The 17,855-nt window shown below is 66.1% G+C and carries 17 protein-coding genes and 1 riboswitch; of the genes, 11 read left to right on the top strand and 6 right to left on the bottom strand.

Going from position 1 to position 17,855, the window contains the following annotated elements; all coding sequences use genetic code 11:
• The first annotated feature begins 6 nt into the window (after positions 1–6).
• Both E4341_RS07930 and E4341_RS07925 read left to right on the top strand, forming a co-directional pair.
• Positions 7–1,503 carry a PAS domain-containing sensor histidine kinase gene (locus E4341_RS07930; RefSeq protein WP_240893504.1) on the top strand — a complete coding sequence of 499 codons (1,497 nt, stop codon included), beginning with the start codon at positions 7–9 and terminating at the stop codon, positions 1,501–1,503.
• Positions 1,500–1,877 carry a response regulator gene (locus E4341_RS07925; protein ID WP_165116440.1) on the top strand — a complete coding sequence of 126 codons (378 nt, stop codon included), beginning with the start codon at positions 1,500–1,502 and terminating at the stop codon, positions 1,875–1,877. Before E4341_RS07930 ends, E4341_RS07925 begins: the two co-directional genes overlap by 4 nt.
• On the opposite strand, the gene hutI is transcribed toward E4341_RS07925, so the two are convergent.
• From hutI to E4341_RS07910, 3 genes are read right to left on the bottom strand one after another with little or no spacing between them, the layout of a single operon-like run.
• Complete coding sequence (hutI, locus tag E4341_RS07920) at positions 1,874–3,079, bottom strand: imidazolonepropionase (protein WP_165116438.1); 1,206 nt, start codon at positions 3,077–3,079, stop codon at positions 1,874–1,876. The genes E4341_RS07925 and hutI overlap by 4 nt on opposite strands.
• Entirely contained in the window at positions 3,076–3,801 is a 726-nt protein-coding gene (gene hutC, locus E4341_RS07915; RefSeq protein WP_165116436.1) for a histidine utilization repressor, read from the bottom strand. Before hutC ends, hutI begins: the two co-directional genes overlap by 4 nt.
• On the bottom strand, positions 3,798–5,174 hold the full coding sequence (locus E4341_RS07910) for a formimidoylglutamate deiminase (RefSeq protein WP_240893503.1): 1,377 nt from the start codon (positions 5,172–5,174) through the stop codon (positions 3,798–3,800). Before E4341_RS07910 ends, hutC begins: the two co-directional genes overlap by 4 nt.
• A gap of 77 nt (positions 5,175–5,251) precedes the next feature.
• Here E4341_RS07910 and hutG point away from each other — a divergent pair, with 77 nt between their 5' ends.
• Genes hutG through hutH form a run of 3 tightly spaced genes read left to right on the top strand, consistent with a single transcriptional unit; the run spans position 5,252 to position 9,264 of the window.
• Positions 5,252–6,070: an N-formylglutamate deformylase gene (hutG, locus tag E4341_RS07905; RefSeq protein WP_165116434.1), complete on the top strand. Its 819-nt coding sequence runs from the start codon at positions 5,252–5,254 to the stop codon at positions 6,068–6,070.
• Positions 6,067–7,731 (top strand): urocanate hydratase, encoded by a 1,665-nt coding sequence (gene hutU / locus E4341_RS07900; protein WP_165116432.1) that lies wholly within the window; start codon positions 6,067–6,069, stop codon positions 7,729–7,731. The genes hutG and hutU overlap by 4 nt, the downstream gene beginning before the upstream one ends.
• Positions 7,732–7,734: 3 nt before the next feature.
• Positions 7,735–9,264 carry a histidine ammonia-lyase gene (hutH, locus tag E4341_RS07895; protein ID WP_165116430.1) on the top strand — a complete coding sequence of 510 codons (1,530 nt, stop codon included), beginning with the start codon at positions 7,735–7,737 and terminating at the stop codon, positions 9,262–9,264.
• 6 nt (positions 9,265–9,270) lie between these two features.
• Here hutH and E4341_RS07890 read toward each other — a convergent pair whose 3' ends face one another.
• Complete coding sequence (locus E4341_RS07890; RefSeq protein WP_066551658.1) at positions 9,271–9,843, bottom strand: manganese efflux pump MntP family protein; 573 nt, start codon at positions 9,841–9,843, stop codon at positions 9,271–9,273.
• Between the two features lie 27 nt (positions 9,844–9,870).
• Positions 9,871–10,014, bottom strand: a riboswitch (yybP-ykoY riboswitch).
• 47 nt (positions 10,015–10,061) lie between these two features.
• Complete coding sequence (locus E4341_RS07885; protein ID WP_165116428.1) at positions 10,062–11,960, bottom strand: PPC domain-containing protein; 1,899 nt, start codon at positions 11,958–11,960, stop codon at positions 10,062–10,064.
• 91 nt (positions 11,961–12,051) lie between these two features.
• Between E4341_RS07885 and E4341_RS07880 the strand changes: the two genes are divergently transcribed.
• The 5 genes from E4341_RS07880 (at position 12,052) to E4341_RS07860 (ending at position 16,028) form a co-directional block, all read left to right on the top strand.
• Positions 12,052–12,975 (top strand): bifunctional methylenetetrahydrofolate dehydrogenase/methenyltetrahydrofolate cyclohydrolase, encoded by a 924-nt coding sequence (locus tag E4341_RS07880; protein WP_165116426.1) that lies wholly within the window; start codon positions 12,052–12,054, stop codon positions 12,973–12,975.
• Positions 12,976–13,036: 61 nt separating this feature from the next.
• Positions 13,037–13,720: a LemA family protein gene (locus E4341_RS07875; protein WP_165116424.1), complete on the top strand. Its 684-nt coding sequence runs from the start codon at positions 13,037–13,039 to the stop codon at positions 13,718–13,720.
• The gene (locus E4341_RS07870) at positions 13,717–14,541 is read left to right on the top strand and encodes a YgcG family protein (RefSeq protein WP_165116419.1); all 825 of its coding nucleotides are present in this window, start codon (positions 13,717–13,719) and stop codon (positions 14,539–14,541) included. Before E4341_RS07875 ends, E4341_RS07870 begins: the two co-directional genes overlap by 4 nt.
• Positions 14,541–15,218 carry a TPM domain-containing protein gene (locus E4341_RS07865; RefSeq protein ID WP_240893502.1) on the top strand — a complete coding sequence of 226 codons (678 nt, stop codon included), beginning with the start codon at positions 14,541–14,543 and terminating at the stop codon, positions 15,216–15,218. The genes E4341_RS07870 and E4341_RS07865 overlap by 1 nt, the downstream gene beginning before the upstream one ends.
• A 72-nt stretch (positions 15,219–15,290) precedes the next feature.
• Entirely contained in the window at positions 15,291–16,028 is a 738-nt protein-coding gene (locus E4341_RS07860; protein WP_165116417.1) for an endonuclease/exonuclease/phosphatase family protein, read from the top strand.
• Here E4341_RS07860 and E4341_RS07855 read toward each other — a convergent pair.
• Positions 16,013–17,491, bottom strand: coding sequence for a phospholipase D-like domain-containing protein (locus E4341_RS07855; RefSeq protein WP_165116416.1), 1,479 nt, complete (start codon positions 17,489–17,491; stop codon positions 16,013–16,015). The two genes, E4341_RS07860 and E4341_RS07855, sit on opposite strands and share 16 nt — an antisense overlap.
• A 157-nt stretch (positions 17,492–17,648) precedes the next feature.
• Between E4341_RS07855 and E4341_RS07850 the strand changes: the two genes are divergently transcribed.
• Positions 17,649–17,831: a hypothetical protein gene (locus E4341_RS07850; protein WP_039247996.1), complete on the top strand. Its 183-nt coding sequence runs from the start codon at positions 17,649–17,651 to the stop codon at positions 17,829–17,831.
• Positions 17,832–17,855 lie beyond the last annotated feature (24 nt).

Genomic DNA, 17,855 nt, shown 5'->3' with positions numbered 1-17,855 from the left:
GAAACAGTGAAATCTAGCGACCTGACCGTCGATCTGAGCGCGGCTTTCGAAGCCTCGCCCAATCCCTACGTGCTGATCACGCCTGACCTGCGCATCGCAGAAGTCAATCAGGCTTACATAGATGTCACAGGTGCCAAGCGTAGCGACATGGTCGGTCAGCCCCTGTTTTCGACCTTCGACTCGGGACCTGGCTCGGACGCCCCGGAAAACGTCCGCCAAGTCCGTGCGTCGCTGGAAAAGGCGCGCGACACCCGACAACGCGATCATCTGGCGGTCGTGCGCTTTTCAATGCCTCGAGCCCAACCGGACGGCAGCGAGGTTTTTGAGGAACGTCTCTGGAGCGCCACCCATACGCCCATCCTGAACGCCGACGGCGAAGTGGTCATGCTGCTTCAGCACACCACGGATGTGACGGATCTGGCGCCCGTCATCCGTCCGGACGAGCCGACGACGGCGCTGGACGCGATAGTCGGCGGCTCGGTCCTGCGTCGCGCCCAGTCGGTGCAGGAGGACAATCGTCGCCTGGAGACCGAGCGCAATCGCCTCGTCGACATGTTCATGCAGGCGCCCGGCTTCGTCGCCATCCTGTCCGGGCCGGATCACCGGTTCCAGATGCATAACGACGCCTACAGCCAACTCATTGGTCACAGGGATATCGCCGGCAAACCGGTCAGGCAGGCCTTGCCAGAATTGGAAGGCCAAGGCTTCTACGAGTTTCTCGACAGCGTCTTCGCCACAGGCGAACCCTATGAAGGCCGCGAGAGCGCAGCGCAGCTGCAACGCAAGCCCGACGGGCTGCTCGAAACCGTCTATCTCAACTTCATCTATCAGCCGATCCGTGACGACTCAGGCGCGGTCGTGGGCATCTTCGTTCAGGGCCACGACATCACCGAAAACGTCCTGGCTGCCCAGCGCCAGAAGTTGATGATCGACGAGCTGAATCACCGCGTGAAGAACACACTCGCCACGGTCCAATCCATCGCCATTCAGACGGCCCGCTCCAATACCGATCCGGCCAGCTTCGCCGAGACCTTTCAGTCCCGGATCATGGCGCTTTCGCACACCCACAATCTGCTGACGCAAAGCCACTGGGAGGGCGCCGACCTGCGCGCCATTCTGGAACACGAGACTGAAGCCTACGGGCCGACCCGCATCAGCCTGAATGGACCGGCGGTGTCGCTGGAGCCCGCCGTCGTTCTGTCTCTGGGCATGATCTTCCACGAGCTTGCGACGAATGCCGCGAAATACGGTGCCCTTCATACGCCGGACGGTCGCATCCTCATCGACTGGGGTCTGGCGGACCAGCGCGACCGGAAACTGAAGCTGAGCTGGCGCGAAATCGGCGGCCCCAAAGTTACGGTTCCGGACAGAAGAGGCTTCGGTAGCCGTTTGATAGAACGAAACATTCGACATGATCTGGCGGGCGAGATCGATCTGGTCTACGCCCCCGATGGATTGATCGCGGAACTGACGGTTCCATTGGACAGGACGGCCGCACAATGACTCAACCTCTGACCGGTCGCCGTGTCCTTGTGGTCGAGGACGAGTCGCTCGTCGCCATGCTTCTGGAAACGATTCTGGAAGACATGGAATGCGTGCCGATCGGTCCGGCCTCCAATGTGGACGACGGTCAAAGACTGGCCCGGGACACGGAAAAGCTCGACGCCGCCTTGCTGGACGTGAACGTCGCCGGTCGTCAGGTCTTTCCTGTCGCGGAGGCGTTGAAGGAACGCGGCGTGCCGTTCGTCTTTTCGACCGGCTATGGCGAAGGCGGACTGCCCGACGAATGGCGCGGCCAACCCACGATCCAGAAGCCCTTCACAGAGGCTGCGATCCGCGACGCCCTGATGAAGGCCATGGGTGTCGCCGGCGTTTAGAAACCTTCTTCAGTGCTGTTATAAAGTATAGGCTTGCCGACCCAATAGCAAAGCTCGGCTGGCCGCGAGATGTCCCAGACGGCGAGGTCGGCAGCCTTGCCCAATTCCACAGTGCCGATTTCGTCCAGCAGACCCAGCGCCCTCGCCGCCTCTCGGGTCGCGCCGGCCACGGCTTCTTCCGGCTTCAGACGGAACTGCACGCAAGCCAGATTGAGCGCAGTGGTCATGGAAGCGAGGGGCGAGGTGCCGGGATTGCAGTCGGTGGCGACGGCTATCCGTACGCCGTGGCGGCGCAGGAGATCGATCGGCGGGGCCTTGGTCTCGCGCAGCATCAGATAGGCGCCGGGCAACAGCACGGCGACCACGCCCGCGGCGGCCATGGCCGCGACGCCTTGCTCGGTCGTATGTTCGATGTGATCGGCGGACAGAGCCTGATAGCGCGCCGCCAGGGCCGCACCCCCTCCGTTTGACAACTGGTCGGCGTGCAGTTTGACCGGTAGCCCCAGCGCGCGCGCCTTGTCGAACAGGCGCGACACTTCTGCGGTCGAGAAGGCGATGGGCTCGCAATAGGCATCGACCGCATCGATCAGACCTTCGGCATGGGCGGCGGGCAGGATGTCTTCGATGGCCAAATCAACATAGGCCGCCCTGTCGTCGCGATATTCAGGCGGCACGGCATGCAGGCCCAGATAGCTGGTACGGACACGCACCCCGCCCTCGCGCCCGATCCGACGCGCAACACGCAGCATCTTCAGCTCGGTCTCAAGGTCCAGACCATAGCCGGACTTGATCTCGACGGTGGTGACCCCGGTGGCCTTCAGCCCCGCTAACCGCGTCATGGCGGAGGCGAACAGGTCATCCTCCGACGCGGCGCGCGTGGCCTTCACGGACGAGACGATGCCGCCGCCGGCCCGCGCGATCTCCTCATAGGTCGCGCCGCCCAGCCGCTGTTCGAACTCGGCCGCACGGTCCCCGCCGAACACGAGGTGGGTGTGGCAATCGATCAGGCCAGGCGTGATCCATCGCCCGTCCAGCCGCTGGGTTTCAGCCGCCTCTACGGCCGGCAGGTCAGCGCGTGGTCCCACCCAGGCGATGCGGCCATCGGCGACGACCACGGCGGCGTCCTGGATCGCGCCATAGGGGACCGGCCCCTCGACCATAGTGGCGACATGACAATCGATCAGCAGACGGTCGGCCTTCATCGGCGAGGCTCCTTTGTCAGAACGGGTGAATGGGCGGACGAGAAGCGCGCCACCAGATCGTAGCGGTCGCCGGGGAAGGTCTGCCACACCCGCGTCACCCCCTGCCCGTCCCGCCATGTCCGGCGCTCGACGCACAGGCAAGCGGCGCCGGGCTTGAGTTCCAATAGGCGCGCAGCGCGGGCGTCCGCTGCAATCGCTGCAATGCGGTTCTCAGCCTCGGTCCAGGGCGCCGAGTCCAGCAGCCAGCTTCCTGGCGGAACTGTATAAAAATCCACGTCTACGGCTTGAGGCGCCGCGCCGACCGCGATCAGCCGATGTTCCAAGGCCAGCGGCGCACCGTCGGCGCTGTGCAGACACGTCAGATCCAGCAGACGACCACCCGACGCGAGTTCGATTTCGTCCTCACCGTCCGGCTCGCGTTCGATCCGCTCCAGCAGGACATAGCCGTAAGCCTGCCCGCGCTCGATCACCTCGGCCCGCAAGTCGGGAATAGCCAGGACGGCGGCGTGGGCCTTGGGCTGGGCGACGAAGGTGCCGGCGCGACGCCGACGCGTTACCAGCCCTCGCCCCGCCAGTTCCGAAATGGCCTTGGACACCGTCATGCGCGAGCAGCCGTAGCGTTCGGTCAGCTCATGCTCGAACGGAATGCGGTCGCCGGGCGACAGCTCGCCGGACAGGATAAGCCCCTCAAGATCGGCATAGATGCGGCGATGCAGGCTCACCCCAACACCGCCGACAAGGCCTTGCGATAACGCGCTTCTATGCCGTCTCGCGCGATATGGCGGCCGTCTTTCACGACCTCCCGCCCCGCTCGCCAAACCGAACGGATCGAGCCCGCCGGCGCGCCGAAGATCCAGCTGTCCAGCACCGCATCGCCAGACCGTCCCGCAAAGGCGACGCCGCTCGTATCCAGCGATACGATGTCCGCCGACGCCCCGACGCTCAGACCCGACGCCGCGCCTGTCGCCTGGACGCCGCCCGCCAACGCGCGATCAAACAAGGCACGGCCTGTCGAACGTTCAGGGTCGGCCATGACGGCGCGACCGCGCAGCGCCAGCCGCTGACTGTATTCGAGCATCCGCAGTTCGTCGGCCACGCCGATCTGCACGTTGGAATCTGTCCCGATTCCGAAACGCCCGCCGGCGCGCGTGAAATCGACCGCCGGGAAGACGCCGTCGCCCAGATTGGCCTCCGTGATCGGGCACAGACCGACGACGGCGCCGCGCGCAACGACGCCGCGCCACTCGGCCTCAGTCACATGGGTGGAGTGGATCAGGCACCAACGCGGATCGACTGGCGCATTGCCGAGGAGCCATTCGACCGGCCGCGCGCCCGACCAGGCCAGACAGTCCGCCACCTCTTTGGTCTGTTCGGCGACATGGGTATGGATCGGTCCGTCGCCCGCCAGCGCAGGCATGGCCGCCAACTCTTCCGGGCTCACGGCGCGCAGGCTGTGCGGCGCGACCCCGACCACGGCGTCGGGCAGATGGGCGGTCAGGGTCCGGCATCGCGCGACCAGATCGGCGAATCCGTTCAGATCTTTGATGAAGCGCCGCTGTCCATGCCTCGGCGGCTGTCCGCCGAACCCGGCATGGGCGTAGAAAACCGGCAGCAGGGTCAGGGCGATGCCGGTCGCCTGCGCCGCCGCCACGATCCGCGCGGCGATCTCGGCCCGGTCCGAATAGGCCGCGCCCGACGGGTCGTTGTGCAGATAATGGAACTCGGCGACGCGGGTGAAGCCGCCCTCCAGCATTTCCATGAAGGCCAAGGCGGTGATGGCCTCGATCTCTTCCGGCCCGCCCCGATCCAGAAAGCGATACATCAGCTCGCGCCACGTCCAGAAGTCGTCGTCCGAAAGCCCGCGTGCTTCGGTCAGGCCCGCCATGGCGCGCTGAAAGGCGTGGCTGTGGACATTGGCGACGCCCGGCAGGGCGACACCGCCCCCTTCGTCCGCCGGGCTGCGCGCAACGTCTGTTTCCAGACTGACAATCCGTCCGCCAGCCACGCCGATCCGCACATCTTGCGCCCATCCATCCGACAAGAGGGCTGCCTCGAACCATAGGGTGCGATCCACAGGCTGCGGCTGAAGGGTCACTGGACAGGTCCGTGTCGTTACGATCAATATGTCTAGACATACCACGGTGGATCGATTTGGCGAGGGAGGCCGAACGGATGCAGGACTGGCTGACCATCCACGAAGGTTCGGCGCCGCTGGTGATCGGCCTGCCGCACACGGGGACCGACATTCCGCCCGCCATCGAGGCGCGGATGACCTCATCCTGGCTGGCCCGCAAGGACGCAGACTGGTGGGTGGATCGGCTGTACGACTTCGCGATCGACATGGGCGCGACCCTGGTGCGAACGGGCGTGTCGCGCAGTGTCATCGACGTGAATCGCGATCCGTCGGGCGTCTCACTCTATCCCGGCATGACCACGACCGGCCTGTGTCCGACCGAAACCTTCGACGGCGAGCCGCTGTATCGCCCAGACCAAGAACCCGACGCGGCCGAAATCGCCGAGCGACGCGCGACTTGGTTCGATCCCTATCACGCCGCCCTGCAGGGCCAGTTGGATCGACTGCGCAGCTCCGGCCCGGTGGTTCTCTACGACGCCCATTCCATCCGGTCCGTCGTGCCGCGCCTGTTCGAGGGCGAACTGCCGCAGTTCAACATCGGCGACAACGACGGCGCCACCTGCGCCGGTGAGCTGACGCACGTTGTCGAGAAAGCCTGTGCGTTCAGCGGCGACAGCGTCGTCGTCAACGGCCGCTTCAAGGGCGGCTGGACCACGCGCCACTACGGCCGTCCCGAGGCCGGTCTTCACGCCATCCAGATGGAACTGGCTGACCGGGGCTACATCCTCGATCCCGCCGGCACGGTGTCGCCCAACAACTGGCCCAGCCCCTATGAGCCGGATCGCGCCGAGCCGATGCGCGGCCATCTGCGCCGCGTCCTGACCGCCTGCATCGCCTTCGCCGAGAGCCAACGATGAACACGCCCAACGCCCGGATCGTCCGCAGCCCGCGCGGACCCGAAAAGACCGCCAAGACTTGGGCCGCCGAAGCGGCCATGCGGATGCTCATGAACAATCTGGACCCCGAGGTGGCCGAGCGGCCGGAGGACCTCGTCGTCTATGGCGGCATCGGCAAGGCGGCGCGGGATTGGGCGGCGTTCGACAGGATCGTGGAAACCCTGCAGACGCTTGAGGCCGACGAGACCCTGCTGGTGCAGTCCGGCAAGCCGGTGGGCGTCTTCCGCACCCATGCCGACGCCCCGCGCGTGCTGATCGCCAACTCCAATCTGGTGCCGAAATGGGCGACCTGGGAGCATTTCAACGAACTCGATCGCAAGGGTCTGGCCATGTATGGCCAGATGACCGCCGGGTCGTGGATCTACATCGGCACGCAAGGCATCGTTCAGGGAACCTATGAGACCTTCATGGAGGCGGGCCGCCAGCACTACGGCGGCGACTGGTCGGGCAAGTGGATTCTGACCGCAGGCTTGGGCGGCATGGGCGGGGCCCAGCCTCTGGGCGCGACCATGGCTGGCGCGTCTTGCATCACGATCGAATGCCAACGCAGCCGCATCGAGTTCCGCCTGCGGACACGCTACGTCGACGTCATGGCCGAAACCCTGGACGAAGCCCTGGCGCTGCTGGAGCAATCGTTCCGGGACAAGAAACCCTTGTCGATCGGCCTGTTGGGCAATGCAGCCGATCTGGTGCCTGAAATGGTCCGACGCGGCATCCGGCCCGATTTGGTCACCGACCAGACCAGCGCGCACGATCTCATCAACGGCTATCTCCCCTCGGGCTGGACCGTCGCGGAGTGGGAAGACAAGCGCGTCAGCGATCCCGACAGCGTCGCCGCCGCCGCGCGAAGCTCCATCGCCGGTCACGTGCAGGCCATGCTGGACTTTCAGGCGATGGGCGTGCCGACCACCGACTACGGCAACAACATCCGTCAGGTCGCCTTCGACGCGGGCGTGACGAATGCTTTCGACTTCCCCGGCTTCGTGCCCGCCTACATCCGCCCGCTGTTCTGTCGGGGCATCGGTCCGTTCCGCTGGGCGGCCCTGACCGGCGATCCGGAAGATATCAGAAAGACAGACGCGGCGATGAAGCGCCTGTTCCCCGATAACGCGGGTCTGCATCGCTGGCTCGACATGGCGGGCGAGCGCATTGCCTTTCAAGGACTTCCAGCCCGTATCTGCTGGATCGGATTGGGTGATCGACACCGCGCCGGTCTGATGTTCAACGACATGGTGGCGTCGGGCGAACTGTCCGGCCCCATCGTGATAGGCCGTGATCATCTGGACAGCGGCTCGGTCGCCAGCCCGAACCGCGAGACCGAGGCCATGATGGACGGATCGGACGCCGTATCAGACTGGCCTTTGCTGAACGCCCTGTTGAACACGGCCTCGGGCGCCAGCTGGGTGTCGCTGCATCACGGCGGGGGCGTCGGCATGGGCTATTCCCAGCACTCGGGCGTCGTCATCGTCGCCGACGGGACGCCGGAAGCCGCCCAACGGCTCGAGCGGGTACTGTGGAACGACCCCGCCACCGGCGTCATGCGTCACGCCGACACTGGCTATGAGATCGCCCGCGCGGCCGCGCGCGAGCACGAACTGAACCTTCCGAGCCTGAAGGCCTGAGCCATGACCGCGATCACCCTCGGCCAATCGCCTCTCACCCTCGCGCAGCTTCGTGCGGTGCTGGAGGGGCCCGCTACCGTCTCATTGACGCCCGCCGCCTGGACCGATGTGGACAGGGGCGCAGCGACCATCGCCGCCATCGTCGCCGAGGGGCGCACCGTCTATGGCGTCAACACCGGCTTCGGTCTGCTGGCCAACACCTCCATCGCGCCTGAAGATCTGGAAACGCTGCAGCGTAATCTGGTCCTCAGCCACGCCTGCGGGGTCGGGCCGCTGCTGCCGGATGCGGTGACGCGTCTTCTGATGGTGCTGAAGATCGCCAGTCTGTCGCGCGGTGCCTCGGGCGTTCGGCGCGAAACGCTGGAGGCCCTGATCGCCTTGATCAACGCGGACATCCTGCCCTGCATTCCGTCTAAGGGATCGGTCGGCGCCTCGGGCGACCTGGCCCCGCTGGCCCATATGTCCTGCGTCCTGATCGGCGTGGGCGAGGCGCGGCTGAACGGGGAAACCTTGGAGGCCGAAGCCGCTCTGGCGAAGGTCGGCCTTAAGCCCCTGACGCTCGGCCCGAAGGAAGGCCTGGCGCTGCTGAACGGCACCCAGTGTTCGACGGCGCTGGCCCTTGCCGGTCTGTTCGCGGCCGAGGCGGCGTTCGCCGCCGGGATCGCCGCCGGCGCCTTGTCGGTCGATGCGCTGAAAGGGTCCGACGCCCCGTTCGATCATCGCATTCACGCCCTGCGGGGTCAGCCCGGCCAGATCGCCGTCGCCGCGCGGCTGCGCGAGTTGATGGCCGGTTCCGCCATTCGCGATAGCCATCGCGACGACTGCTCCAAAGTCCAGGACCCCTACTCCCTGCGATGCCAGCCGCAGGTCATGGGCGCGGTCCTCGATGTGTTGACCAGCGCCGCCGTCACGCTGGCGCGCGAGGCGAACGCCGTCACCGACAATCCGCTGGTCTTCATTGAGGATGGCGATGTCATTTCTGGCGGCAACTTTCACGCCGAACCTGTTGCTTTCGCAGCCGATCAGATCGCCATGGCTCTGTGCGAGATCGGCAATATTTCGGAACGTCGCACCTCGATTCTGGTCGATCCCAAGATGAGCGAACTGCCGGCCTTCCTGGTCAAGGAAAGCGGCCTGAACTCCGGCTTCATGATCGCCCAAGTGACGGCTGCGGCCCTGATCGCCGAGAACCGCATGGTCGCTCATCCGTGCAGCGTGGACACCGTGCCGACCAGCGCCAATCAGGAAGATCACGTCAGCATGGCCACCCACGGCGCCCGCCGCCTGCTGGACATGGCCGAGAACACGGCGACAGTGGTCGGCATCGAGCTTCTGGCGGCGGCGCAGGGACTGGAGTTCCATCGGCCGCTCACCAGCTCGCCGGCGCTGGAACAGGTCTTCGCCATCGTGCGAGAAGCCGCCGCCCCCTATGCCAGCGACCACTATTTCGCCCCGGACATCGCCCGTGCGACCGACGCCGTGCGCGCCGGTCGTTACCGAACCTTCGCGGCAGACCTGCTGCCCTCGGTCTGATCCGGCTCAGCCGCCGAGAACACCCAGGTGTTCCAACAGGATGGCCGTGCCCAGACCGATCAGGGCCACGCCGCCGATGATCTCGGCCGTCTTGCCGAAGCGCGTGCCTACGGCCTTGCCGATCAGCATTCCGATGGTGGTCAACACGAAGGTGGTGAAGCCGATCGAGGCGGCGATCACCCAGATATTGGCCCCGATGAAGGCCAGCCCCACGCCCACGGCCGCAGCGTCGATGCTGGTTCCGACCGCCGTCGCCACAAGCGCCCACGGGCCGGACCGGCGCGGCGCCTCATCCTCGTCCGCGCCACGCGGTTGAACGCCTTCCCAGATCATCTTGCCGCCGACGATCAGCAGCAGGGTGAAGGCGATCCAGTGATCCACCTTCTCAACCAGGCCGGCGGCGATGATGCCCAATCCCCAGCCGATCAGGGGCGTGATCGCCTCGATGACGCCGAAGACCAAGCCGGCCTTTACGGCGTCCTTGACGGCGGGTCGATGCGACGCCCCGCGTCCGACGGCGGCTGCAAAGGCGTCCGTGGACATGCTGAGCGAGAGAATGGCGATGGCGCCTGGGGTCATGGGACAGCACTCGACCGGACGCGTGACAGCGGTCCTGCACCGGCCGGTCGCGGCGTCAGGACACGCTGGTCTCGCTAGGCGGTGGTTCCGCTGATCGCGCCACGCGCCGAAGCGCGAGTATGTTGACGCGATCCCGACGACGAACGCCGGAAGCTACTCCCCAACAGGAGGCGGCTCTCTACACGCCGCTTCCTGCGCTTGGCAACCTCACAGGTCGATCATGTGCCCGACTTGGGCGCCGTCGCGGCGGGCGCATCATCGCGCGCCGAGGTCGATGCGCCGGCCGGTTGGCGCTCGACCGTCAGGGCATAGGCGCCCATCTGGTTGGGCCCATAGGCGCGGGCGCGCACGACGTACCAGCCGTCATCCGGCGCGGTCCAATCCAGCTTGGCGTGCGCGTCGGACAGGCTGTCGTCATCGGTGGCCAGGCTGGTGAAATCGCCGTCCTCGTCTTGCTTGCCCAGGTCGATGAAAGAATCGAAGGCGTTCGATACCATCGTCAGACGCAGCTTCTCGTCCTTCTTGGCCTGGAAGCGGTAAGCGTCGAAAAAGGCGCCTTCGTCGCTGAGCGCGGCGCTGTTCGACAGGGTTCCGCGCACGGTCGACCCGATCAGCAGGCTGCCGGGCTTGGGCTCTGGCCCGCGATCCAGCAACTCCAGCGAATAGAGGCCCTTGCCTTCCGCATCCAGCGGCATGGCGCGGACCACATAGTTCCAGTCCGAAGGCAGGGTGAAGTTCAGCCTTGAATCGGTGCCCTCGGCCAGGCCGTCGTCATCGCTGGCCAGGGCCTCGAACTCACCGTCGGCCTTGCCGATCTCCAGATAGGCGTCGAAGTCGCCGGACCGCAGGATCGCCTGGACGCGCTGTCCTTCCGTTCCGGCAAAGACATAGGCGTCATAGCGTTTGCCATCGTCGCCCTGGGGGTCCTCGTCGGTGATCTCGCCCTCCACGGTTTGACCCAAAGTCGCCGTGGTCGGCGGCGGCGGCGGCGCGGTTTCGGTCAGCTTCAACGTGTAGTCGCCCTCGGCCTCGTCGCTGAATCCCCGCGCCTCGATGATGTAGTCGCCGTCGGCGTCCAGGGTGCGCGCGATGCGGGCGTCGGTGCCCGAGCCGGCGCCATCATCGTCCTTCGCAAGGACAGTATCGTCCGAAGCACGGCGAAGCGTCAGATAGGCGTCGAAGTCGCTCGACTTCATCTCGATGGCGACGCGCTGGCCGTTCGTCCCGGTGAAGCGATAAGTCTCCGCGCGCTGGCCGCCGTCGTTCGTGGCGCTGTCCGAGCCCAGCTCACCCTTGATCTCGTCACCGATCGCGATGGGCTTTGACGGCGGCGCGGGCGGCGCCTCGGCCAGGCCCAGTTCATAGCGACCCAGCCCGTCTTCCAGCGACGTGGCGCGGATCACATATTCGCCGGCCGTCGGCGCCGTGAAGGTCAGCCGCGAATTCAGCCCGCCGCCGGGTGCATCGTCGTTGGAACTGATCTCGACGAAATCGGGACCGTTCATTCGCCCCACCCGAACCAGGGGATCGAAGGCCTCGGAGTTCAGCGTCACGACAAACCGATCGCCGGCGTTGGCGCGGAAGGCGTAGGCGTCATAGCGGCCGCCGTCTTCCTGCTCAGGATCGCGAGCCGTCAGTTCGCCGTTCTGGGTCGCCCCCACACGAATGCCGCCGGGTCGCGGCGCACGCGGCGGCGCCGGGCGTTCCTGCAACGACACACGATAGTCGCCGCCGTCCAGTCCGCTCAGCGTCCGGGCCCTCAGAATATAGGTCCCCGCCTGTTCAGGCGTGAACCGCAGCCGCGCATTGGTGCCGTCACCCAGTCCGTCGTCGTCTGACGCCAACGGCTCGCCCGCTGCGCCGTCGGCGTAGACTTCCAGATAGGCGTCGAAAGCGTCCGATCTCAGCGTGGCTTCCAGCCGCTGTCCCGCCCGCGCCTCAAACCGATAGTCGTCATAGCGATATTCGTCCGCCGAAGCCTTGGCGTCGCCGTCCGTCAGGGCGCCGGTCACATTGGCGCCGATGCGCAGAGACTGCGCGTCCTGGGCCACGGCCGGCGCGACCGCCCACAACAGGGCCAGGGTGCTGACAGCGGCGGCGAGCGACGGACGGTTCATGAATTCCTCCAGCATAGGCTGCGGATCATAGACGCCGAACCGTGACGGCTGTAAATCGCGCCATCCTGATTTCCCACCAGACGGAGCTGCCATGTCGGCCCAATCCACGCCTGCGACCCTGATCGACGGCAAGGCCTTCTCGGCCGCCCTGGTGGAACGCGTCGGCGCGGCCGTCGCCCGGCTGGAGGCCGCGCATGGCGTCAAACCCGGCTTGGCCGTCGTCATCGTCGGCGAGGATCCGGCCAGCCAGATCTACGTCCGCAACAAGGGTGAGACGACGCTGCGCGCCGGCATGCGCTCCGACACCCACCGCCTGGCCGAATCGACCGGCCAGGACGAGCTGCTGGCCCTGATCGCTCAGCTGAATGCGGATGCGGGCATCCACGGCATCCTGGTCCAACTGCCCCTGCCCGCCCACATCGACGCAACGGTGGTTCTAGACGCCATTTCGCCGGACAAGGATGTGGACGGCTTTCATGTCGTCAACGCCGGTCGTCTGGCCGTCGGCCTGCCGGGTCTGGTCCCCTGCACCCCCCTGGGCTGTCTGATGCTACTGAAGGATCAACTCGGCGATCTGTCGGGCTTGAACGTCGTCATCGTCGGCCGCTCCAACATCGTCGGCAAACCGATGGCGCAATTGCTGTTGGGCGAAAGCTGCACGGTCACCATCGCCCATTCGCGCACGCGGGATCTGCCCGAGGTCTGCCGCCGCGCCGACATTCTGGTCGCCGCCGTTGGTCGGCCCGAGATGATCAAGGGCGACTGGATCAAGCCGGGCGCGACCGTCATCGACGTGGGCATCAACCGCGTCCCGTCAGCCGATCCCGTCAAGGCCGCCGAGGGCAAGACCCGCGTCGTCGGCGACGTGGCCTTAAAGGAGGCGGTCGAGGTCGCCGGCCGCATCACGCCGGTGCCGGGCGGCGTCGGCCCCATGACCATCGCCTGTTTGTTGGCCAACACCTATTCGGCCGCCTGCCGCCTCAACAATATCCAACCGGAGCCATTGGACGCTTGATGCATTCATTGGGCCGGTGAATAGTCCCGCTCAACGGCGCTATCGCCGAACGGGAGATGTCATGGTCCGCCTCAATGCCCGCGCCGTCGCTCTGACCGGTGCTCTGATGATCGTCCCCGCCGTGGCGGGCTGCGGCTACAACACCATTCCGACCAAGCAGGAACGCGCGGAGGCGGCCTGGGCCGATGTGCAGAGCCAGTATCAGCGCCGCGCCGACCTGATTCCAAACCTGGTCGCGACCGTTCAAGGCGCCGCGATCCAGGAACGCACCACCCTGACGGACGTGATCAACGCCCGCGCCCGCGCCACCTCGGTCAACGTCTCGGCCGACGACCTGGATAACCCCCAGGCCTTCCAGCAGTATCAGGAGGCCCAGGGCCAACTGTCCGGCGCCCTGTCGCGCCTGCTGGTCACAGTCGAGGCCTATCCCCAGCTTCAGGCCAACCAGAACTTCCTGACACTGCAGTCGCAACTGGAAGGCACAGAGAACCGCATCGCCATCTCGCGCCGCGACTACAACGAGGCTGTTCGCGACTACAACACCACCCTTCGCACCTTCCCGCAGGTGATCTGGGCCAAGACCTTGCATGGCGGCTCGCAGCCGATGCAGCTGTTCACCGCCACGGCCGCGGCCCAGTCGGCGCCCCAGGTCAACTTCAACCTGAACGCTCCGCCCGCCAACGCCTCGGCGCCCGGCGGCGGCGCGCCGACCGTGGCGCCGGGCGCGACCCCGCCCGCCCAGTGACAACCCTGCAAGCGGCGGCGCGGCGATCGCCGGGCGTCGCCGCCCTCCTTTTCGGCCTTGTCATCGCCCTGCTGCTCGTCGTTCCGGCGGCGGCTCAGACCAACATCGACTTCCCGCCGCTCAACGGCCGCGTGGTCGATCAGGCCAATCTGCTCGATCCGGCGACGGAACAGGCCCTGACTGAAAAGCTGGCGGCGCTGGAAGCCAGTTCGACCGACCAGTTGGTCGTCGTGACGGTCAACAGTCTTCAGGATCAGGAGATCGAGGACTACGGCTATCAGTTGGGTCGCGCCTGGGGCATCGGCCAGAAGGAAAACGACAACGGCGCCTTGCTGATCGTCGCACCGAACGAACGCAAGGTCCGCGTGGAGGTCGGCTATGGGCTGGAGCCCATTCTGACCGACGCCTTCTCGTCCCAGGTCATCCGCAACGACATCCTGCCGTCCTTCCGCGACGGCGACTACCAGGCCGGCGTGATCAAGGGCGTGGACGCCCTGATCGACCAGTTGTCGCTCGACCCAGCCGAAGCGCAAGCGCGCGCCCAGGCCGCCGCAGCCGAGCAAGCCGACACCAAAGGCGAATCCATCATTCCGCTGGTCATCATCGCCGGGCTTTTCCTGTTCATCTTCTTGATCGCCATGAGGTCCGGGCGCGGACGACGCAGCAATGTCAGCTCGGTCCTGTTGTGGGCGGCGTCCGAGGCGCTGCGGAACTCCGGCAGAGGCGGCGGCAGTTGGGGCGGCGGCGGATTTGGCGGCGGTGGCGGGTTCGGCGGCGGCGGCGGCAGTTTCGGCGGCGGCGGGGCCTCGGGGGGATGGTGATGCAGATCACGGACAACGACCGCACCCGCATCGCCGAGGCCATAGCGGCGGCCGAGCGTCAGACGTCGGGCGAAATCTTCTGCGTCGTCGCACGTCGGGTCTCGACCTATGTGGACGTCAGCCTGGCCTGGGCGGCGGCGATGGCGCTTTTGGCCCCGATCGTCTTCGTTCCGTTCGTGCTGGATCTTCGCTGGCCGGGCGATGGCTGGGAGGCGGCCCACCAGGCCGCGCAGGACGCCACGACGGCGCAGGCCCTGGGCCTCTACGCCCTGTCGCAGGCCGTCGTCTTCGTCGGCGTCTTTCTGCTGACCCGTATCCCAGCCGTGCGTCGTCTGGTGACGCCCGCCGGCGTCAGGCGCGGCCGCGTCAGGGAGGCGGCCTTGCAGCAGTTCCTGGCCCAAGGCGTCCATGTCACGCAGGAGCGCACGGGCGTTCTGATCTTCGCGTCCATGGACGAACATCAGGTCGAACTGATCGCCGATGAAGGCATCTACGCCAAGGTGGATGAGGACGCCTGGGCTCAGGCCGTCGCCATCCTGACCCGCGAGCTGCGCGCCGACCGACCCGTCGATGGCTTTGCCGCCGCCATAGGTCTGTGCGGCGAGGTTCTGGCCCGCCACTTTCCACCGCGCGCCGACAATCGCAATGAGTTGCCCGATCATCTGATCCTGCTCTGATCGTCGCATCGGGGTCGCATTCGCGGGCCAGAAGGCCTAGCCCACGGTCAAAGTTCAAACAGCCGCCAGCTCATGCCTCGCCTTCTTACCTACAATGTTCACCGCTGCGTCGGCACGGATCGCCGTCTGGATGTCGGCCGGATCGTCGCAGTCATCGCCGAGTTCGAGCCGGACATCGTCTGCCTGCAGGAACTGGACGTGGGCCGCGCACGCACGGGCGGGGTCGATCAGGCCGAGGCGATCGCCGACGGTCTGGCCATGACCTCGCGTTTCCATCCAGCGATGCGGGTCGAGGCGGAACAGTACGGCGACGCCATCCTGACCCCGCATCCCGAACGGCTGATCCGCGCAGGCGCCCTGCCGACCGTGAGCGGCATTCCGGGGCTGGAACCGCGCGGGGCGATCTGGTCGGAAATCGAGATCGACGGCACGGGCGTCAACGTCATGAACACCCACTTGGGCCTGGTGCCACGCGAGCAGCGTCTTCAGGCCGCAGCCTTGGCCGGATCCGGCTGGGTCGGTGGATGCGAGGGACCGATCCTGCTGGCCGGCGATTTCAACGCCACTTCGATCACCCGCCCCTATCAGACCCTATGCCGCAGCCTGCAGGACTGCCAGCGTCAGTTGAGCCAGAAACCCAGCGTAAAGACCTTCCCATCGGCCTTCCCCGCCATTCGCATCGACCACTGTTTCGTCAGCCCGCATATCCGCATCCGCGCGGTGCGATCCGCCTTCTCGCCCCTGGCCCGGGTCGCATCGGACCACCTGCCGCTGATCGTCGATTTCGAGGTCGTTCAACCCGGCGCGTGACCGCCCTCGGACGCTGGTCGCGTGCGTTGCGAACGGTTCAGACGCTTCCACGGCCGCCAGGCGTCGCTGGACGACGTCGGGTCGCCCAGCTGCCATTCCGCAAACATCCGCTGGATACGCGTCGGCGGCTCTGAGCCCAGCGGCTTCAGCCGATCGGTTTCAAAGTTGCAGATCGCCTGCCCCACCGAGCCGAAGACGCCCTCGACCGCCGCATAGTCTTCCGTCGCGACGCCCAGCCAATGGGCGATCGTCCGGTGACGGTGCGCCGTGATAAAGGCCCGACCGGCGGCGTCGACAGGCTCAGCGGCGATGTCGCATTCTGTATCCAGGCCCATCGACCGGTTGTTCAGATTGGTGGACCCGATCCGCAGAAGCCGATCATCGATAATCGTCACCTTGGCGTGGACGATGATCCGGTCGCCGTCGGCGGTCAGCGGGGCGAAGGCGAAGAAGCGGTTGTATTTGTCCGCCTGCTCCAGCCGGTGCAGCACCTCGGCCCGCGCCGTGTCCATGGTCATGCTGTCGAACCAACTCGGGCTCTTGGCGGTCGAGATGACGATGACCTGCGGTCCATCCACTTCGGCCAGTCGTTCGGCTAATGCGGCGGCGATGACCGGCGAGGTGAAATACTGGTTTTCGATATAGATCAGCCGCTTGGCGCGCCGGATTGATTCCAAGTGCAAGGCTTCGCTCTCGCGCACCTCCTGACGCCCCGACCATTTCGGCTCTGTGCGGGCGATGCCGACGGGCACGTCGGTCATCTGCACCGGCACGCCGTCAGGCCAGGGATCGTCCTCGACCTCGTCCGCGATGGTGCGCTCCCACGTCGCCTTGAACCAGCGCTCGCGCGCCAGATCGCCCAACGCACGCGCCGCAGGGCCGTCCATCACGCTCATCACCTCGTGACGCGCCTTGCAGATCAGGCCGCTGGGCAGGGCGCGGCGCGGGTCGCCATCCAGGTGTTCGTCGGAATCCCAGCGATCGGTCGAGATGTCGCCGCCGCCGCAGAAGGCCACCTTGTCGTCGATGACCACCACCTTCTGGTGATGACAGGCACCGATAGGACCGGGGGAATCAAGCCGGAACTCCACCATCCGCTTACGGAACCAGCGCTGCGCCTTGTGCGGATAGAAGCCTTGCGACGCGGCGATCAGCAGCGGCGATTTCCAGATGAGCAGTCGCACATCCAGGTCCGGCTTCTTCTTGACCAGCATTCGCAGCTGGCGACCAATTTCCGCCGATTTGTCGCCGGGCCGCGTCTCCGGATCCAGATGGGTGCGTGGATCGAACTGCCATCCCAGCAGCACGATGGAGCGTTGAGCCTTGTGAATCGCAGACGAGAGGGCGTCGAAATAGGCCTCGTTTTCCATCAGCACGGAAAAACGGTGCGCGACGGCGGACGTCCACAGGGCAGCCCCCGGCTCCAGCAGACTGCCTTCGTAACTGTCGCCGGCTAAAGTCATGCGACCTATCTGTCTGATTCGCGTGACATGGTGTCGAAGCGCCTGCATCCTCCGTTCCACGCGCGTGTCCTTCGGTCAATCTTTCAGGGCGGGATTGTGACGTTCGCCGATTTGGCGCATAAGGAGCGTAGCTATACAGGCTGCGAGGGAGGGTAGAATGCAGGCGCTTGTCGAACTGATCGCTGGCTTCATCGCCCTGCTGGCCGCCGCCGTCCTGACGCAGTTCGGCGTCGACACCCACAACCCCAACCACGGCGACCGCGAAGTGCGCCGTGTGGTGGAGTGTCGCGACACCGGTTCCAACGCCACGCTGCTGTCCGAATCCAAGCGCGACTGCTGAACCCTCCGGCGCTTTGCGCTGCAT

The organism is Brevundimonas sp. 'scallop', from assembly GCF_011045535.1.
GTDB classification, from domain to species: Bacteria; Pseudomonadota; Alphaproteobacteria; order Caulobacterales; family Caulobacteraceae; genus Brevundimonas; species Brevundimonas vesicularis.
The sequence above is the reverse complement of the archived record's forward strand: the minus strand, read 5'-3'. Positions and strand labels throughout refer to the sequence as shown.

What these genes read in the sequence shown, in the direction of transcription:
- E4341_RS07925 (WP_165116440.1), top strand. Translation starts at nt 1,500, where the DNA reads ATGACTCAACCTCTGACCGGTCGCCGTGTCCTTGTGGTCGAGGACGAG.
- hutI (WP_165116438.1), bottom strand. Translation starts at nt 3,079, where the DNA reads ATGAAGGCCGACCGTCTGCTGATCGATTGTCATGTCGCCACTATGGTC.
- hutG (WP_165116434.1), top strand. Translation starts at nt 5,252, where the DNA reads ATGCAGGACTGGCTGACCATCCACGAAGGTTCGGCGCCGCTGGTGATC.
- hutU (WP_165116432.1), top strand. Translation starts at nt 6,067, where the DNA reads ATGAACACGCCCAACGCCCGGATCGTCCGCAGCCCGCGCGGACCCGAA.
- hutH (WP_165116430.1), top strand. Translation starts at nt 7,735, where the DNA reads ATGACCGCGATCACCCTCGGCCAATCGCCTCTCACCCTCGCGCAGCTT.
- E4341_RS07890 (WP_066551658.1), bottom strand. Translation starts at nt 9,843, where the DNA reads ATGACCCCAGGCGCCATCGCCATTCTCTCGCTCAGCATGTCCACGGAC.
- E4341_RS07885 (WP_165116428.1), bottom strand. Translation starts at nt 11,960, where the DNA reads ATGAACCGTCCGTCGCTCGCCGCCGCTGTCAGCACCCTGGCCCTGTTG.
- E4341_RS07880 (WP_165116426.1), top strand. Translation starts at nt 12,052, where the DNA reads ATGTCGGCCCAATCCACGCCTGCGACCCTGATCGACGGCAAGGCCTTC.
- E4341_RS07875 (WP_165116424.1), top strand. Translation starts at nt 13,037, where the DNA reads ATGGTCCGCCTCAATGCCCGCGCCGTCGCTCTGACCGGTGCTCTGATG.
- E4341_RS07865 (WP_240893502.1), top strand. Translation starts at nt 14,541, where the DNA reads ATGCAGATCACGGACAACGACCGCACCCGCATCGCCGAGGCCATAGCG.
- E4341_RS07860 (WP_165116417.1), top strand. Translation starts at nt 15,291, where the DNA reads ATGCCTCGCCTTCTTACCTACAATGTTCACCGCTGCGTCGGCACGGAT.
- E4341_RS07855 (WP_165116416.1), bottom strand. Translation starts at nt 17,491, where the DNA reads ATGACTTTAGCCGGCGACAGTTACGAAGGCAGTCTGCTGGAGCCGGGG.
- E4341_RS07850 (WP_039247996.1), top strand. Translation starts at nt 17,649, where the DNA reads ATGCAGGCGCTTGTCGAACTGATCGCTGGCTTCATCGCCCTGCTGGCC.